The sequence below is a fragment of the Neobacillus niacini genome, from assembly GCF_023715415.1.
GTDB classification, from domain to species: Bacteria; Bacillota; Bacilli; order Bacillales; family Cytobacillaceae; genus Neobacillus; species Neobacillus niacini_C.
This window is the reverse complement of the sequence record NZ_JAMBOB010000002.1, coordinates 1-16,946: the sequence shown is the minus strand read 5'-3', so window position 1 is coordinate 16,946 and position 16,946 is coordinate 1. Positions and strand designations below refer to the sequence as shown.

At 39.3% G+C, this 16,946-nt stretch carries 14 protein-coding genes and 1 pseudogene; 5 read left to right on the top strand and 10 right to left on the bottom strand.

Annotated elements, in window-relative coordinates:
• Positions 1-2: 2 nt before the first annotated feature.
• From accC to M3189_RS03575, 3 genes are all read right to left on the bottom strand, one after another.
• The gene (gene accC, locus M3189_RS03585; protein WP_251632120.1) at positions 3-1,364 is read right to left on the bottom strand and encodes an acetyl-CoA carboxylase biotin carboxylase subunit; all 1,362 of its coding nucleotides are present in this window, start codon (positions 1,362-1,364) and stop codon (positions 3-5) included.
• A 196-nt stretch (positions 1,365-1,560) separates the two neighbouring features.
• Positions 1,561-3,528: an acetate--CoA ligase gene (locus M3189_RS03580; protein WP_251632118.1), complete on the bottom strand. Its 1,968-nt coding sequence runs from the start codon at positions 3,526-3,528 to the stop codon at positions 1,561-1,563.
• A gap of 45 nt (positions 3,529-3,573) precedes the next feature.
• Positions 3,574-4,713, bottom strand: coding sequence for an acyl-CoA dehydrogenase (locus M3189_RS03575; protein WP_251632116.1), 1,140 nt, complete (start codon positions 4,711-4,713; stop codon positions 3,574-3,576).
• 253 nt (positions 4,714-4,966) lie between these two features.
• On the opposite strand from M3189_RS03575, the gene M3189_RS03570 reads away from it, so the two are divergent.
• From M3189_RS03570 to M3189_RS03560, 3 genes are all read left to right on the top strand, one after another.
• On the top strand, positions 4,967-6,793 hold the full coding sequence (locus M3189_RS03570; protein ID WP_251632114.1) for a helix-turn-helix domain-containing protein: 1,827 nt from the start codon (positions 4,967-4,969) through the stop codon (positions 6,791-6,793).
• A 111-nt stretch (positions 6,794-6,904) separates the two neighbouring features.
• Positions 6,905-7,096, top strand: coding sequence for a hypothetical protein (locus M3189_RS03565; protein ID WP_251632112.1), 192 nt, complete (start codon positions 6,905-6,907; stop codon positions 7,094-7,096).
• A gap of 38 nt (positions 7,097-7,134) precedes the next feature.
• Positions 7,135-7,257: an anti-repressor SinI family protein gene (locus M3189_RS03560; RefSeq protein WP_251632110.1), complete on the top strand. Its 123-nt coding sequence runs from the start codon at positions 7,135-7,137 to the stop codon at positions 7,255-7,257.
• A 123-nt stretch (positions 7,258-7,380) separates the two neighbouring features.
• On the opposite strand, the gene M3189_RS03555 is transcribed toward M3189_RS03560, so the two are convergent.
• Positions 7,381-8,826: a glycoside hydrolase family 1 protein gene (locus M3189_RS03555; protein WP_251632107.1), complete on the bottom strand. Its 1,446-nt coding sequence runs from the start codon at positions 8,824-8,826 to the stop codon at positions 7,381-7,383.
• Positions 8,827-9,149: 323 nt separating this feature from the next.
• Here M3189_RS03555 and M3189_RS03550 point away from each other — a divergent pair, with 323 nt between their 5' ends.
• Positions 9,150-10,157, top strand: coding sequence for a DUF3231 family protein (locus M3189_RS03550; protein ID WP_251632105.1), 1,008 nt, complete (start codon positions 9,150-9,152; stop codon positions 10,155-10,157).
• A gap of 166 nt (positions 10,158-10,323) precedes the next feature.
• Here M3189_RS03550 and M3189_RS03545 read toward each other — a convergent pair whose 3' ends face one another.
• The 6 genes and pseudogenes from M3189_RS03545 to M3189_RS03520 form a co-directional block, all read right to left on the bottom strand.
• Positions 10,324-11,094 (bottom strand): SDR family NAD(P)-dependent oxidoreductase, encoded by a 771-nt coding sequence (locus tag M3189_RS03545; protein ID WP_251632102.1) that lies wholly within the window; start codon positions 11,092-11,094, stop codon positions 10,324-10,326.
• A 2-nt stretch (positions 11,095-11,096) separates the two neighbouring features.
• The gene (locus tag M3189_RS03540) at positions 11,097-12,035 is read right to left on the bottom strand and encodes a 3-hydroxyacyl-CoA dehydrogenase family protein (RefSeq protein WP_251632101.1); all 939 of its coding nucleotides are present in this window, start codon (positions 12,033-12,035) and stop codon (positions 11,097-11,099) included.
• A 110-nt stretch (positions 12,036-12,145) separates the two neighbouring features.
• Positions 12,146-13,462, bottom strand: coding sequence for a GntP family permease (locus M3189_RS03535; protein ID WP_251632099.1), 1,317 nt, complete (start codon positions 13,460-13,462; stop codon positions 12,146-12,148).
• A 27-nt stretch (positions 13,463-13,489) separates the two neighbouring features.
• Positions 13,490-14,770: a histidinol dehydrogenase gene (gene hisD / locus M3189_RS03530; RefSeq protein WP_251632097.1), complete on the bottom strand. Its 1,281-nt coding sequence runs from the start codon at positions 14,768-14,770 to the stop codon at positions 13,490-13,492.
• Positions 14,771-15,066: 296 nt separating this feature from the next.
• The gene (locus M3189_RS03525) at positions 15,067-16,053 is read right to left on the bottom strand and encodes a LacI family DNA-binding transcriptional regulator (protein WP_251632095.1); all 987 of its coding nucleotides are present in this window, start codon (positions 16,051-16,053) and stop codon (positions 15,067-15,069) included.
• 345 nt (positions 16,054-16,398) lie between these two features.
• A pseudogene (locus M3189_RS03520) lies at positions 16,399-16,551 on the bottom strand (23S rRNA (pseudouridine(1915)-N(3))-methyltransferase RlmH); the annotation flags it as partial.
• On the opposite strand from M3189_RS03520, the gene M3189_RS26825 reads away from it, so the two are divergent.
• Positions 16,494-16,619 (top strand): hypothetical protein, encoded by a 126-nt coding sequence (locus M3189_RS26825; protein ID WP_285889348.1) that lies wholly within the window; start codon positions 16,494-16,496, stop codon positions 16,617-16,619. The pseudogene M3189_RS03520 and the gene M3189_RS26825 overlap by 58 nt on opposite strands.
• Positions 16,620-16,946 lie beyond the last annotated feature (327 nt).

The following is a 16,946-nucleotide window of genomic DNA, read 5'->3' as shown; positions in this document are numbered from 1 at the left end:
TCCTATTTTTGTGTTTTTGTTTTTGTCGTTTTAATATACTTGTTAACAAAGTCTGTTGTCGTATCACCTAAATGGAAAGCCGAATGAGCAATAACCTCTTTTAGCATTGGGATATTTGTTTTAATACCTTCAATATGATAATCAGCTAATGCAGCTTGCAGACGATTTATGGCTTCTTCACGATTATTGCCTTTAACAACTAGCTTAGCAATCATAGGATCATAAAAAGGTGTAACTACAGATTGACCGTGAATAGCTAATTCATGTCGAACGCCAGGTCCGTTCGGTAGCTCTAAATTAGTTATTTTTCCAGGTGAAGGGAAAAATGTTTTGGGATCTTCTGCATAGATTCTAACCTCAATTGCATGCCCTTCACGTTTTACCTCTTCTTGAGTAAAGTTCAGAGCTTCACCTGCAGCAATTTGCAATTGTTGTTCAACTAAGTCTAAACCCGTAATTTCTTCCGTAACCGGATGCTCTACTTGCAAACGAGTATTCATTTCAAGAAAGTAGAATCCTTGCTCCTCATCCACTAAGAACTCGATGGTACCTGCATTTTTATACCCAATTGATTTCGCCGCTTTTACCGCTGCCTCCCCCATCTTGGCACGAGTTTCTTCAGAAATAAATGATGATGGGGCTTCCTCTACGACTTTTTGATGACGGCGCTGGATTGAACATTCACGTTCCCAAAGGTATACGGTGTTACCAAAGCCGTCTGCTAAGACTTGAATTTCAATATGTCTTGGATTTTCAACGAATTTCTCGATATACATCGCTCCATCGCCAAAGAAATCAGTAGCCCGCTTTTGGTTACCCGCAAAAGCTTTTCGGATTTCATCCCCGTTATGGACCACCTGCATCCCAATACCGCCCCCACCTGCGGAGGCTTTCAGCATTACGGGATAGCCGATTCGATCCGCAACTTCTACCGCTTCCTCTGCATCTGCCAGCGGGTAGGTAATACCTGGAACGACAGGAACACCAGCTTCCTCCATCACCTTGCGTGATTCAATCTTATTTCCCATTTTAGAAATAACCTTTGGAGATGGTCCGATGAATACAAGGCCAGCTTCCTCACAACGGCGGGCAAATTCAGCATTTTCAGAAAGCAAGCCATATCCCGGGTGGATTGCCTCCGCCCCTGTTCCTTGAGCGACCTCTAGAATTTTATTGATATTTAAATAGCTTTCGGCTACACGAGAGCCTCCAATTAAAAAGGCTTCATCTGCTATTTTTACATGTGGAGCATCACTATCAGCTTCTGAGTAAACTGCAATCGTTGTAATTCCTAAGGCTTTGCATGTACGGATTACACGAACAGCAATTTCACCGCGATTAGCAATTAATACTTTTTTGAACATGCCTTTCCACCCTTTCTATCTTCTATCTAATAAGGTCCAAAGGTCATTTGCTATATTAGCAAACATAACCTTTTACCGTTGAGGAGATATGTAATATTCTAATCATTCATACGATTATCTTGAAATCCTAATCTAGTAAATGGAACCAGTCATTTGCCGAGAATTTTCCCGACAAATGACCAGATCTACTTTTCACCTATTTAACAGATGCTTTTTCAGCTAGTAGTTTTTGAATTTGTGCTACAGTAGCTGGATCTTCTAGTCCTGTAATGTCACCTTGAACCTGTCCTGATACAACAATTTCCTTTAATAGACGGCGCATGATTTTTCCGCTGACTGTTTTTGGCAGCATATCCGTGAAAACAATGGATTTTGGAGCTGCAATCTTACCAATCTGTTGAATAATCTGATCATTTATTTGTTGTCTTAATTCTTCTGTTTCTTGATAGCCATCAGCTAAACGGACAAATACGAGCGGTACTTCTCCTTTAATTTCGTCAGGGATTCCAATAATAGCGGTTTCAGAAACACCCTTAATTTCTAGTACAGCGCTTTCCATCTCCATGGTACTTAACCGATGTCCTGCCACATTAAAGGCATCATCGGAACGGCCAACTACCCATAAATATCCATCATCATCTATTAATGCAAGGTCGCTGGCATAATAGCAGCCATCTACTTGGCTGAAATAGGATGCATAATATCGCTCAGGTTCTTTCCAGAGAGTTCGGCATAGCATTGGAAATGGTTTTCGAATCACCAGATTTCCTAACCTGCCAGGTTTAACTGAATTGCCTTCTTCATCCACTACATCCATAACAGCACCTAAAAACGCAGTACCCGCTGCACCCGGTTTCATTGGCGTCAGCCAAGCAGCGCCAGCAATAGGAGATCCCGCTGTTTCGGTTTGACCCCATGTATTATTGATATAAACCTTCTTCTTTCCTAATACTTCATAGGTCCATTGCCAGGTTTCAGGATCAAAAGGTTCACCAACAAGGGAAATGACATCAAGACAAGATAAATCAAATTTCTCTAATGCCTTTTCTCCCATACTTTTTAACATTCTTAATGCTGTTGGAGCAGTAAACAGTTTATTCACTCTGTATTTTTCAATGATTTGATAAAAACGATCTTTTGTTGGATAATCAACTGCCCCTTCAAAGACAACGGTTGTTACACCATTCGCTAAAGCACCAGTAATCCCCCAAATATGCATAGTTAACCAGCCGATATCTGCGGTACACCAGAAGACATCATCATTACGGTGATCCATATGATACTTCGCATATATGTAATTCTGAATAACAAAAGCCATACCAGAGTGCACGACACCTTTTGGTTTACCTGTCGTACCGCTTGTATAAAACACGATGCCACTCTCATTCGCTTCTATTCTCTCAGGTTCGCAAACAATGCTTTGTGCATTTGTCTGTTCATGCCACCAGTAATCCCGGCCTTCTTTCATTTGAACTTCTGATCCTAATCGGTCGACAACGATAACTGCTTCGATAGACGGAATAGACGGTACAACATTATCGACTTTTTCTTTTAATCGAATAAGTTTACCCCGGCGCTCCGTTGCATCCGCAGTAATCAATACCTTGGGCTCAAAATTAATGAGTCTGTCCGTCAATGATTTCTCGGAATAACCTGAGAAAATCGTATTGTAAATGGCGCCAATTCGGAAACATGCTAATACAGAAATAATGGCTTCAGCTAAATTCGGAAGAAAAATAGCTACACAATCACCTTTTTTAACACCAAATGATTTAAGAACATTCGCAAATCGATTCACTTCTGCAAGAAGCATATTATAGGTGTAAAATTTGGTGTCCCCGTTTTCACCTTCCCAAATGAGAGCGGTCCGGTTTCCTGCACCATTTTTTATATGCCGATCAAGTAAATTTATACTTGGGTTACTAATCCCCCCTGAAAAAAAGCGGAAATCGGGAAGTTGCCCACTAATGGTTTCATTCCATGGTTCATACCAATCAAGCTCGCGTGCTGCAGTATCCCAAAAGGCAGCAGGATCTTCTTGGGATAATTTAAGAAGTTCTTGGAAATCTTCGTTACTCCCAATAGAGGTTGAGCGCACTTTTTCTTCACTAGGATAAATGAGTTTGCTATTTGAAACCACTTGTAAAATTCCACTGATATCCATGTCATGACCCCTTTACAATTTTTTTGTTATTACTATAAAAATTCATTAACATCCAATTTGCTTTGCAATGACCATTCGTTGAACCTCAGATGTTCCTTCACCAATTTCTAAAAGTTTCGCATCACGGAAGAATCGCTCTACTTGATATTCCTTCATATAGCCATATCCGCCATGGATTTGAACAGCCTGATCACAGGCACGCATACATATTTCTGAAGCAAATAATTTTGCGAACGCTGCTTCTTTTTTAAATGAACGTCCTTGATCCTTTAACCAAGCTGCTTTGAAAACCATATTCCTAGCTAATTCGATATTCATAGCCATGTCTGCTAATTTAAATTGGATGGCCTGGAAGTTGGATAAACTTTTTCCAAACTGTTTTCTTTCTTTTGCATATTGCAGAGCTTTATCATAAGCACCTTGTGCAATGCCGACAGCCATGGCACCGATTCCGATTCTTCCACCATCAAGCGTAGCTAAAAACTGTTTGTAACCGTTTCCAATTGTCCCTAAAAGATTTTCTTTAGGTACTCTTACATTTTCTAGGATAAGTTCTGTGGTATTTGAGGCATGCAGACCCATTTTTTCGTAGTTGTCGATTACAGTGAATCCTGGAGCATTAGTTGGAACAATAAATGCACTGATACCATTGATTCCTTTTGAGCGATCCGTTACCGCTGTCACTGCTAGGTGATTAGCATAGCTAGCATTTGTAATAAAACATTTGGAGCCGTTAATGACCCATTCTTCTCCATCAAGAACAGCCGTTGTTTGCGTTCCCCCTGCATCAGAGCCTGCATTCGGTTCAGTCAATCCAAATGCTCCGAAGGATTCTCCCGTACAAATAGGTTTTAAGTATTTTTCTTTTTGCTCGTGGGTACCAAATAAATTAAGCGGTGCCCCTCCTAATGAAATATGAGCTGAATATGTAATTCCTGTTGATGCACACACACGGCTAAGCTCTTCAACAACAATGGCAAAGCTAATTGTATCTGCTTCCCCGCCGCCATACTGTTCAGGGAAAGGAAGACCCATGATTCCTAACTCTGCTAATTTTGAAAAAATCTCCTTAGGGAAATCCCCCGTTCGATCACGTTCATCTGCTCCCGGAGCAACTTCTGCATCAGCAAAATCACGAATTACACTGCGAATCATCTCTTGTTCTTTCGTTAAATCAAAATTCATTTATCTACAACCCCTTTCCAGATATTATGATTGTTGTTAGTAATGACCTTTTTTTCTTAACATATATCAAATCTCTCCTAAAACTCTTTTGCCGACCCCCTATCCATACTTTCGAAATTTTCATATAATCAGAATATAACTATTAGGAGTATATTGCTATGTTCAATTTCATGAATATAAATAGGAGAAATTTGTGACTTTTACACAAAAAACAAAAATGTAAGACAAATTATCCAGGAAAGGATGATGAAAGATGCAAGATACATTAACTCATAGGCAGCTAAAGTCCTTGATTCATGTGTCCAACGTTATCAATTCCAAATTAGATATTGATACCATTTTTGATTCAATCATGACTGAAACAATATCTGTCGTTGAAGCTGCTGGAGGAGGCTCTATATGGATTTTTGACAAAAGCCAGAATCGGCTCATCGCAAAATCAGCTCAGGGATTATTTTATCCACAGATTTTCCGCCAAATAAAACTCGTTAGCGGTGAATCCATGACGGGGATGGCTTTTGCAGCAAAAAAGTGTCTCATTTTTTGGGACGAGGTAGAAGTTAAACAGGCACTGTCTACATTAACTCTTGAGAATAGAGATTTATTAGATCGGGCTATTCCGAGTAACTTTCATTTTACCTCTGTCATTTCTTCACCTATTTTACAAAAAGGAAAGTGTATCGGCGTCATTACACTGGACTCATTTGAACAATCTTTGCAGTTTAAACAGGAGGATATTCATCTTCTAGAAGCAATTGGCCATCAGGCAGCGGTTGCCTTGGAAAAATCCAGTCTTTATAACGAAAAGGAAATAATGGTTCGGAAGCTTTCCCATTCCATTGAAATACATAGAAACCTATCCAATCTTGTTGTAAATGGAGAAGGAATTCAATCGATTATGAACTTCATACATAATACAATTGGGCAGCATCTTCTGCTCTTTGATGAGATTGGAGAACTTAAAGCATCTGCCTGCCATTCGTCATTTACTACTGAAATGACCGACTATATGAAAGCGTATGCAAAACAATTTATTCTAACACTAGAAAACTCACATACCGTTTCCGAAATTACCATAAATGATGATACGTATCACTTAGTTGTCTTATCGCTTGGGTCCAAACTGAAGTCTCTTGGCGGGCTAATTATCCTTTCAAAACAAAAAATGAATGAAGTGGATATCGCTGCTCTAGAACATGCATGTACGGTCATTTCGCTTGAATTGGTAAAAGAGCAAGCCGTTTTTGAAACACAGCAGCGTTTAAGAGGAGAATTCGTAACAAAGCTTTTTTCAGGACAGATGGATGAAGTACTGATTCAGAAAGCAAAAAATTTAAATTTTGATCCTAACTGGAATTATGTTGCCCTTATTATTAATTTTGAAGATAAGGTAACCGAGCAAAAGGTTTTTGGTGATTATGTGATAAGGAATTTACTCCATTTGGTCAATACGCCTTTACTGGGCGGGAACTCTCAAGTAACAGCAGTAAGAGATGAAAGTCAAATTGTTGCTCTTCTATCCATGCACTCAAGAGTATCTTCGCTCAATATTGTTGCTGAAATAAAGGAACTTACAAAAAAGTTACAGCTGCAGATTAAAAATAAATATAGTGAGGTAGACGTGTCAATTGGTATTGGAAGAATGAAGCAAGGGCTTACCCTTGTCCATGAGTCATTTGTAGAAGCGACCAAGTGCATAAAGTTTCTCAAGAACTATCATTTTGATCATCGAATTCTTAGTTATACAGACCTGGGCGTTCAGAGGTTTATTTTACAGAATTCAAAGGAAGAATTAATTGATTTTATTCAAGAAGTATTAGGCCCTCTTATTCAATATGAACAATCTAGAAAAGGCGAATTGTTAAGCACTCTGATTGTATATTTAGACCAAAATCAAAACATCAAGAAAACGGCTGTTACATTGCATATTCATACAAACACCTTAAGCTATCGTTTAAAACGAATTGAGGAAATTCTATTAACGGACTTGAATGATAGTCAAACATTATTTAACATTCATTTAGCCATAAATATCTATCAATATATAATTAAAAAAGACACCCTCCAGAAAAACGAATGAGTAGGATGGGTATTTTCCCTAAAAGATATTTACAAATTATAACAATTGTATTACAATTGCATCAAAAGTAGTTCTTAATCAAGAACATTTTCTTTATAAAGGCGTGAAATAATGTTATATCCACTAATTGAACAGAAAAAAAAGATTCATATTGTTAAAGATATTAATTCCTGTGCATGTGGTTTAAAGTATCATACTGATTTGGTTATTAAACGGAAAACACTTAAACAAATTAAGTTCGTTGAAATTGGCAAGGTAACCTGTAAAAAATGCGCATCGAAACTTTTAAACTATGATGAATAGTATGTTTTATTCGATATATTGGAGGATACATAAACATTATGGGAATAACGTTACTTGATGTAAAAGAACTTGATCAAGAATGGTTAGAACTAATTTTAGAAGCACGAAATATAGGGATTCCATTTGACGAAATTAGGGATTTCCTCAAGCAATCCTCTTAGACCTTATAATGAGGTCTTTTTTTTGTTTGTAAACTCACTATCACCCATGAAAAGACTAAACCAAACCATTCATTAGGAATGTGTTGATTTAGTCTTGAGAAAATTTATTTTAGCGAAGGAAAATTATAGGACTTCTCCGTTACTTTCAATCACTTTTTTATACCAATGGAAAGATTCTTTTCTTCTTCTTTCCAGTGTTCCACTTCCGTCATCATTCTTATCAACGTAAATGAATCCATAGCGCTTTGACATTTCACCGGTTGACATACTGACTAAGTCTATACATCCCCAGCTTGTATAACCCATCAGTTCCACGCCATCCTCTAGTGCCTCTCCCATTGCCCTCACATGTTCGCGGAGGTAATCGATCCGATAGTCATCATGGACTGAACCATCTTCCTCCAATTGGTCGTACGCCCCCAAGCCATTTTCTACTACAAATAGGGGTACCTGATATCTTCCATAAAGCTTGTTTAAGCTGATACGCAAACCAATCGGATCTATCTCCCAGCCCCAATCACTTGCCACGAGGAATGGGTTTTTCACTCCGCCCACAATATTTCCTTGTGATTTTTCCGCTTCGGACTTTTCTTTTTTATCCGTACGGGACATGTAATAACTTAATCCAATATAATCCACTGTACCTTCTTTGATGATATCCAAATCACCTGCTTGAATCTCTAATTCAATATTTTTCTCCTTAAAGAAACGCTTAATAAAGGCTGGATATTCCCCGCGCACTTGGACATCAGCACAGAAATAATTAAACAATTCCTCTTCTTTTAATGCATAGATAATGTTTTCTGGATTGCAATCGAATGAATAGACAGGTGCAAACAGAATCATGCAGCCGATTTTTGCATGAGGAATCATTTCCTTACAGGCTTTTACTGCTATAGCACTAGCAACAAATTGATGGTGGAAGGCCTGGAATGTCTCTAGGTACCGGTCCTCTTCCTTTTTGGGGGAAAATCCCATGCTCATAATTGGCATCTTCAAGGCACCGTTGATTTCGTTAAAGGTCATCCAGTATTTCACTTTCTCCTTATAACGCTGAAGAATAACATTGGTATATCTTTCGAAGAAAGTAACAACCTGTCGATTCCTCCAACCTCCAAATTCTTTTACCAGATTTAGCGGCATTTCATAGTGAGAAATCGTTACTACCGGTTCAATTCCGTATTTTAGTAACTCATCAAAAACCCGGTCGTAAAAAGCCAAACCTTCTTCATTAGGTTCCAACTCGTCACCATTTGGAAAAATCCTTGTCCAAGCTATCGACATCCTGAATACTTTAAAGCCCATTTCGGCAAACAAAGCGATATCTTCTTTGTAACGAAGATAAAAATCAATCGCTTCATGATTGGGATAACTGTACTTTTCACGATCGATTTCAAAGTTAAAACCAGCAGACATTAGTATTTTAAGGCGCTCTTTTCCGCCCGGAAGAACATCAGCAATATTTAAGCCCTTATTCCCTTCATTGAACCCACCCTCTATCTGGTTCGCTGCCGTTGCACCGCCCCATAAGAAACCTTCTGGAAATACTATCTTTTTTATTTCGTTCATTCTTTTAATCCTCCTGGCTGACACATTGAAACCAAGGGAATGGTTAGCCCAGCCCCTTGGTTATTAAAAATAGTATTCCCTCAATGGAAAGATTATATAAGGATAGGAAAAGAAGCAGGGGGTAGCTAATCCAGTCAGCTCGGCTTCAGACACACTCTCTCTTTTTCAGCTCTTCCTTGTCCGAACTTGAACCATTAATAAAACCGCCCCTATTTATGGTAAGGTTCTCCGTAATATATCTAAATGAGGTTTTAATTTAAGAGGTCGTCCCCCTTATATAATGATGAAGTATTGGAAATTCTACTTAGAAAGGAGTGGATAAAATGAGTAATACAAATAAACATACGCCTTTCCTAGAATTAACTGCAACCGAAGTATCTAACATCTGGTCTTCCTTTTTAATGAATAGTATGCAACAAAGACTTTTAGAATATTTTTCGGCCAGTATAGATGATAGCAAAATTAAAGAAGTAATAGAAAAGATGTTGACTCAATCACAAGACAATATAAACGAACTCAATGAAATATTTGCCAAAGAGAATCTTAATGCTCCTCATGGTTTTACCGAGGAAGACATAAGGGTTAATGCACCTAAAGTATTTTCTAATACATTTATTGTGCAGTTTGCTTTTGATTTAACCCACCTTATGATGAGTACATATCCTATTGCATTAACAGATTGCACCAGAAACGATGTCCGTGATCATTTTCAAGAGAACATTGCATTTTCTGTGAAAATCCAGAATGAAATTAAAGATTTAATGTTATCAAAAGGTATATACTTGAAACCCCCACAAGTTGCGATAGATAGTGAGGTGGAATTTGCAGATAGCTTCATGTATTTTAATGGTTTTTTTGGTGGTTCAAGGCCTTTAAATGTTGCTGAAATCGCTAATGTCTCAAGGATTATATATAGGGCACAGTTTTCAAAAATGGTCTTTGTTACTTTTAGTAAATTAGCCCATACGAAAGAGCTAAAACAACATTTTGGTAAAGGTAGAGATGGGATTCAAAAAGTATTAGATTTACTTCAAGAAGTTCTTGAAAAGGAAAATATTCCAATTGCAGCCTCAGGGGACTATCAAATTTCCAATGTTGAAATATCCCCTTTTTCCGATAAGTTAATGTTGTTTTTTGTGAATACATGTCTAGGAATATTCTGCTTTACTATGATAAATCAGGCTATGGCTTCCAGTTTAAGAACGGATATCGTTACTAAGTTAGGCAAAATATCTGATGACATGAAGAAGTTCTATGGAATGGGTCTACTTTTAGCGATAAAAGAAAAGTGGTTTGAACAACCTCCCCAATCTATTGATCGAAAAGTTTAATTAGAAATATAATTATTTATCAATAGGATAACAAGCCGAGATATCAAGTTTAAAATAATACTTCATATCTCGGCTTGTTCCTTTCTTCTATCAAACCTCATTTACTTATGGTACGGTTCACCGTAACGTATCTAAATGAGGTTTTAACTAATTTGTATCCTAGGTCTTAGATCGCGGTCCATCCGCCATCTACCTTAATTGTCTCACCTGTTACAAAATCGGATAAATCGGAGGCTAAATATAGGACAGCACCCGAAATATCTTTTGGTTTTGGAAGCTTACCTAAAAGTATTCGACTTTCTACGTCTTTTTTAAAGTTTTCGTCTTCAAACATATCGGCTGTAAATTCTGTTTCTACAAAGGTAGGGGCTACGGCATTTACGTTGATTCCGTATTTTGCCCATTCCACAGCCAACGCCTTTGTCATCTGAACAACTCCGCCTTTACTGGAACAATACGCCGCCCGTTTAATATAGCCGACAAACGACATTTGCGAGGCAATGTTAATAATTCTCCCTTTTTTTCCCCTTTCTATCAGATGTTTGCCGACCGACTGGCTGTAGAAGAAAACCGACTTTAAATTTGTGTCGAGGACCTTGTCCCAATCCTCTTCGGTGACCTCTATAGCCGGCTTCGGAATATTGACGCCAGCGTTATTCACCAATATGTCGACGGTTCCATAATCACGTACCGCTTCCTCAACAATTGCCCGTACACGTTTGATGTCATTCACATCCGCTGAAACAGCTTTATGATTCCCACTGCCAGCCTCTTTAAGCTCCCCAAGTGTATGTTCTAAAGCAGCTGCACCCCGTCCGATGATAATGACATGGGCACCAAGCTTAGCAAAGGAAAGGGCAATATCTTTCCCAATCCCTTTACTGCCTCCCGTAACCATAACCGTTTTATTGTGCAGGTCCGAAAAGTACATATTCATCTTTACTCGTTCCTTTCACGGTCAAGCTTTAGGAAATGAATTAATGTTTTCTCCCGCTCAGCATTTATTTTTTTAGAAGCGTTTTCGTCCCACTGATAAAAGCCTTGGCCGCTCTTATCACCGAGCATGCCTTCCTCTACTAAACTTGTTAAAACTCTGCCCGACTTCTTTGCAGTACTTAAGTCTTCAAAGAGATAGTTAGAGATGGCAGAAAATACATCAAGGCCGCCCATATCAGATGTCATTAATGGTCCGGTAATCGGCAGCCGGCGTCCGATACTGTACGTAACCGCTGCATCAATGTCCTCTTTTGTTGCCACTCCTTGATCCAATAAGGCTTGCGCTTCACGGAACAATGCATATTGCAGGCGATTTCCGATAAATCCTGGAATCTCCTTGTTGAGGAAAATCGGCTGCTTGTTCATCTTTTTCATAAATGCCATCGCACGTTCGATCGTTTCTTGATTCGTTTTTTCTCCTTTTACTACCTCCACGAGCGGGATCAAATGACCTGGATTCCAATAATGGGTCACAATAAAACGCTCAGGATAAAGGGCTTTTTCCGCCAAGCTAGTCGGAGTAAATCCGGAGGTGTTACTGGCGATTACGACATCTTCACCTATCAGCTGCTCGAGTTCCTGATATAATGTATGTTTCATTTCGAGGACTTCGGGAATCGCTTCGATGATAAATGTCGCTTCCTGCACCACTTCTTTCAATGATGTAAGCAGGGTAATCCGCGAACGAATCGCCTCTGCTTCGCTTTTATCAACTAATTCATTTTCTACCATTACGCTTAATTTATTTTGCAACCCCTTGTCTGCCCTGTTGAGGTCCTCTTCATTGACCCCACCAACCTTTACGTCGAAGCCTGTCCATGCAGCCGATAACGCAATCGAATGCCCCATCGTGCCGCAGCCAATAATTGATAACTTCTCCATCATCTTCACTCCTTTAATAATAGTAGAAAAAAACCCAACAAACGAAACCGAATGTTGGGTATAAAAAATGACATATCTGCGTTTCCACCTACAAGTGGTGAAAGGCACCTTTACAATCCAATTGAGAATAGGATGACTGCTAATATAGTACCAATTGCCGGAACAATTACGGTTAGTGCACCGAACATTGGATAGGCGTCTTTGTGTGTTTCTCCCGCAATAGAACGGATGGTGGTTACAACGTATCCACCTTGTGGCAGAGAATCCAGTGACCCAGAGGAAATCGAGACAACCCGGTGCAGCGCTTCTGGATTTACATCTAAATCCAGGTAATGTGGCGCAAGCAATGGTAAGGCAATCGATTGTCCGCCTGATGCTGACCCCGTTAACCCGGCAATAATCGCAACCGCGAGCGCACCGCCAATCAGTGGACTTCCTGGAATGTTCGTCATAAAATCTACTGCTTCTCCGAATGCAGGTGTTGCTTTTACCACACCACCGAAACCGACGACAGCTGATGTATTCGCAATCGCGATAATCGCACCAATGGTACCATCTGAAATTGCTTTTCCAATATTGGAAAAATATTTACGGTTAATCAGGTAGGTAGCAAGAATACCGCCTGTTAACGCAATAATTAAAGCCGATTGCTTTAAACTATTATGAAAAATAAACGAAATGATTAATACAACTGCTAATGGAATCATGCTAAGAATCGGATTTGGCAGTTGCTGACGTACCTCGTGATGGTCAGATTCTCTTTCAATAAACTTTTCCCCTTTATTCACGGCACTTTTGATTGCCTTTGTTAACCACCAGTAACCAAAGACCATCATAAATACCGCCACAATCAAGCTGACTTCCCAGCCGGCATAAGCATTTGTTCCTAAAAATTCAATGGGAATCCAGTTTTGAATTTCAGGTGAACCGGCAGACGTCATCGTAAACGTTGTCGAACCAAAAGCCAGTGCTGCCGGAATGAAGCGTCTTGGTAAATTCGCTTCTTTAAATAAGCTGACTGCCATTGGATACACCGAGAAGGCGACGACAAACAAACTTACTCCTCCATACGTTAACACCGCACATGCGATGACAATCGCTAATGCCGCACGTTTCATTCCAATTTTGCTTACAATCCACTTAGAAATACTGTCGGCTGCTCCACTGTCTTCCATGACTTTTCCAAAAATCGCTCCAGTTAAGAACATTAAATACCAGGAAGCAATAAAGCCTGAAAAACCAGTCATATAGTTCGTTAAAAAGTTCGCCGCCCCTTCTTCTGCAAGCTGTGGAAATAGCGGCAGGCCATTTAACAGTGTGACAAATAAAGCCGAAAGCGGTGCTGCGATTAGTAAGTTCATACCCCTCATGGTCAGGTAGATTAGCAGGGCTAATCCACCAAACAGACCAATAAATCCTAAGACCATATGATCATTTCTCCCCCCGTAATAGGATTACTTATTATTACCGTATCGGCGTACACGCAGTAACGCTTGTTCCGCATGACCGGCAAAGTTCTCCAACTGGCAAAGACGAGCTGCATATTCCCCTATATATGCAGAAGCTTCTGGAGTCACTTTTTGGTATGTTACCGTTTTAATAAACTTACCTACCCAAAGTCCGCCGGTATAACGGGCTGCACCTTTTGTCGGCAAAGTATGGTTCGTACCAATTACTTTATCGCCATACGCAACGTTTGTTTCAGGTCCTAAAAATAAGCAACCGTAGTTCGTCATATTTTCTAAGAAGTAATCAGGATTTTCTGTTAAAATTTCCACGTGCTCAAACGCCAGCTTATCGGCTTCCACGACTGCTTCTTCAAGGCTGTCTACGACTAAAATCTGACCATAATCTGCCCAAGAAACACGGGCAATATCAGCTGTTGGCAGCACTTGCAGCTGTCTTTCAATTTCTTCAATCGTTTCATAAGCAAGCTTTTCAGATGTTGTAATTAATGCACCTGGTGAAGTCGGCCCGTGCTCCCCTTGACCAAGGATGTCGGTAGCAACCATTTCAGCATCTGCTGTTTCATCGGCAACCACTAATGTTTCCGTTGGACCGGCGAATAAGTCGATTCCAACGCGGCCAAATAATTGGCGTTTTGCTTCGGCTACGAAAGCATTACCAGGTCCGACAATCATATCAACCGGCTGGATGGTTTCCGTTCCGATTGCCATAGCTGCCATTGCCTGAATGCCGCCAAGTAAATAAATATCGTCTGCACCTGCTAGATACATCGCAGCAATCGTAGCGTTTGGCACTTCGCCGTTAATTGGCGGTGTGCAGGCAATGACACGTTTTACACCCGCAACCTTTGCCGTTAACACACTCATATGTGCAGAGGCTACCATCGGGTAACGTCCCCCAGGAATGTAACAGCCGACACTGCTTACAGGAATATTTTTATGACCAAGGATTACGCCAGGAATGTTTTCTACTTCTACATCATTTAATGAAGCCAGTTGTGCTTCGGCAAATTCACGAATGTTTTTTTGCGCAAATTTAATGTCTTCAATGACCTCTGCAGGCACCTTTGCCACAATCTCGCTGATTTGCTCTTCGGTTAAACGGAATGATTCTGGAGACCATTTATCAAATTTCTCGGAATACTCACGAACAGCTGCATCCCCGCGAGCTTCGATATCCTGAATCGCATCCGCTACGATTTTCGATACTTGAAGGTCATTTTTTGAAACCTCATCTTTTGACTTACCAGCCTTAATTACTTTTACCATGAAAAAGTCCCCCTTTAAAGTGTTGCATACGCTTTCATTAAATAAATACGTATGCAAAAAATGATAGATTGGTATTTATCTAAATCGATAAATACGTTTGTAGAATAGATTTTGTATTCGCTAAATTAGTGAATACCCTTTCAAAAAAGAATAATAGAAAATATACCCCAATCTGAGATACAGCCTCTATGAATACGTATTCAAAAATGAAGAAAAAAATTTGCAGCTTTAAATGAATACGTATGCAAAATACTTTAAATAAAGAATATTCTAATAAAACGGATTTGTCAACACTTCTAAGTTGTTTTTCTTTCAATTAATTGCCCTTTGATTTCGATGTTTTCAGTCATACCGGTATATTCGTCAATCTCTGCGAGCACATATTTTACCGTTTTTTCCACCATTTCAGAGATTGGCTGTTCCCAGGTGGTTAAACTATAAAGCGGCCAGCCCGCCATATCGATATTATCAAATCCAACTACTTTCGTTTCTGCCGGAACTAGGATGTTATTTTCCCGAAGCGCGTCTAACACACCTAATGCCATAATATCGTTTGCCACGAAAAACGCAGAAGGAATCTCTCCTTTTTGAATGATTTTTTTGGCCGTTTTATAGCCGCCTTCATAGGAAAAATCCGAGTCATACTGTTGATAACCGAGCTGATGTTTTTCAAGAACCTCGGAAAAACCTTTCTCCCGCTCAATGCTCGTGGATGTATTCCGCTCCCCTGAAATATACACCATATCGGAGCATCCTTTCTGAATCAAATACTCGGCAATCTTCCGGCTCGCAGCCAGATTATTGGTTCCCACCGTAAAGAAATTCTGCCCTTCTACTTTCCGGTTAAATAACACAAGTGGAATTTTATTCTTTTTAAAATCCTCGGTAACCTTTAATGATAGCGTCGCATCAGTAATAATTACGCCGGCCACATTGTATTTTAATAGGGTTTCAACATCCTCTTTTTGAATTTCATCATTGCTGGTATGGACAAATAAAATACTGTACCCTAATTTTTTGAAATGAGAGGTAAACTCCTTTAATACCTGCGGATAAAACGGGTTTTTAACTCCTTTCATCACAAGGCCGATAATTCTCGTTTTGTTTGTAATCAAACTACGGGCAAATTCGTTTGGACTATACCCTAATTCCTCGGCAGCTGCTAACACCTTCTTACGCGTTTTCTCCGAAACAGAAGCCCCTCCGAAAAACACCCTTGAGACAGTAGGTTGTGATACCCCTGCAAGCTTGGCAACATCCTTTGCATTAATTCCGTTACTCATAATTCATTCCCAACCTCTTCCAAACTTATTATTTTAAATTATACACTATACCTGAAGTTTATAAATATAGATTCAGTGTGGATTTTGTGTTTCCAATTTAACAGTTCTCATCCTTATATCTATCAAATATGAAAAGGTAAAAGTACGATCTTATTTTACTGTACCTTTTGCCTTTTAATGAAATTTTACCCAAAAATTCCTTGTCTATAATTTACTTCAACTTAAGTTCATTAATAATATAGAGTCTTCAATAACATAAATTGGGGATACAGTATCCTCAAAATGTTTTTTAATTATTACGCAACTTCCTTGCTTTACCATCGAATAATAATTAAATAACCTCATTTACTTATGATACGGTTCATTACGATTTATCCTGAAGGCTCTATAAATCTGTTCCACTAATATTAATTTCATCAATTGATGGGGGAAGGTCATTTTTGAAAAAGAAAGCTTCTCGTTGGCCCGTTTTTGTACTTCTTCACTTAGTCCTAACGAGACTCGAAGCTGACACTCCTTCTGTATTTACTGCTGATAAAATCCATTTAGCGTCCTCACGTAACTAGTACAAGTGATACCTGGGAACTTGTGAAGAACTGATTGGAAAGATTATATAAGGAACGGAAAAGAAGCAGGGGTCACCTAATCCTGACCCCCTGCTTCTTATTTGTGCCCCTGCCAAGGAATATAATTATACCATGTCTAAAGCATCCATTCATAATTGAAAAAACATGGGGATGGTTCGTCCGGCCCTTTTGGGACCAGGAGAAGAACGAAATCGCTCCGCGATGGCTCTTTGGAAAATTCCTTATCCCTAAAAATGAATAAAAATAAAAAAGTATGTCTATCGTAGTATTGTTCAATCGCCAAACCAAACAATCTACGGAAGGACA

Bases quoted from the DNA above. Each gene is read 5' to 3' on its own strand.
- accC (WP_251632120.1), bottom strand. From the start codon at position 1,364: ATGTTCAAAAAAGTATTAATTGCTAATCGCGGTGAAATTGCTGTTCGT.
- M3189_RS03580 (WP_251632118.1), bottom strand. From the start codon at position 3,528: ATGGATATCAGTGGAATTTTACAAGTGGTTTCAAATAGCAAACTCATT.
- M3189_RS03575 (WP_251632116.1), bottom strand. From the start codon at position 4,713: ATGAATTTTGATTTAACGAAAGAACAAGAGATGATTCGCAGTGTAATT.
- M3189_RS03570 (WP_251632114.1), top strand. From the start codon at position 4,967: ATGCAAGATACATTAACTCATAGGCAGCTAAAGTCCTTGATTCATGTG.
- M3189_RS03565 (WP_251632112.1), top strand. From the start codon at position 6,905: ATGTTATATCCACTAATTGAACAGAAAAAAAAGATTCATATTGTTAAA.
- M3189_RS03560 (WP_251632110.1), top strand. From the start codon at position 7,135: ATGGGAATAACGTTACTTGATGTAAAAGAACTTGATCAAGAATGGTTA.
- M3189_RS03555 (WP_251632107.1), bottom strand. From the start codon at position 8,826: ATGAACGAAATAAAAAAGATAGTATTTCCAGAAGGTTTCTTATGGGGC.
- M3189_RS03550 (WP_251632105.1), top strand. From the start codon at position 9,150: ATGAGTAATACAAATAAACATACGCCTTTCCTAGAATTAACTGCAACC.
- M3189_RS03545 (WP_251632102.1), bottom strand. From the start codon at position 11,094: ATGAATATGTACTTTTCGGACCTGCACAATAAAACGGTTATGGTTACG.
- M3189_RS03540 (WP_251632101.1), bottom strand. From the start codon at position 12,035: ATGGAGAAGTTATCAATTATTGGCTGCGGCACGATGGGGCATTCGATT.
- M3189_RS03535 (WP_251632099.1), bottom strand. From the start codon at position 13,462: ATGGTCTTAGGATTTATTGGTCTGTTTGGTGGATTAGCCCTGCTAATC.
- hisD (WP_251632097.1), bottom strand. From the start codon at position 14,770: ATGGTAAAAGTAATTAAGGCTGGTAAGTCAAAAGATGAGGTTTCAAAA.
- M3189_RS03525 (WP_251632095.1), bottom strand. From the start codon at position 16,053: ATGAGTAACGGAATTAATGCAAAGGATGTTGCCAAGCTTGCAGGGGTA.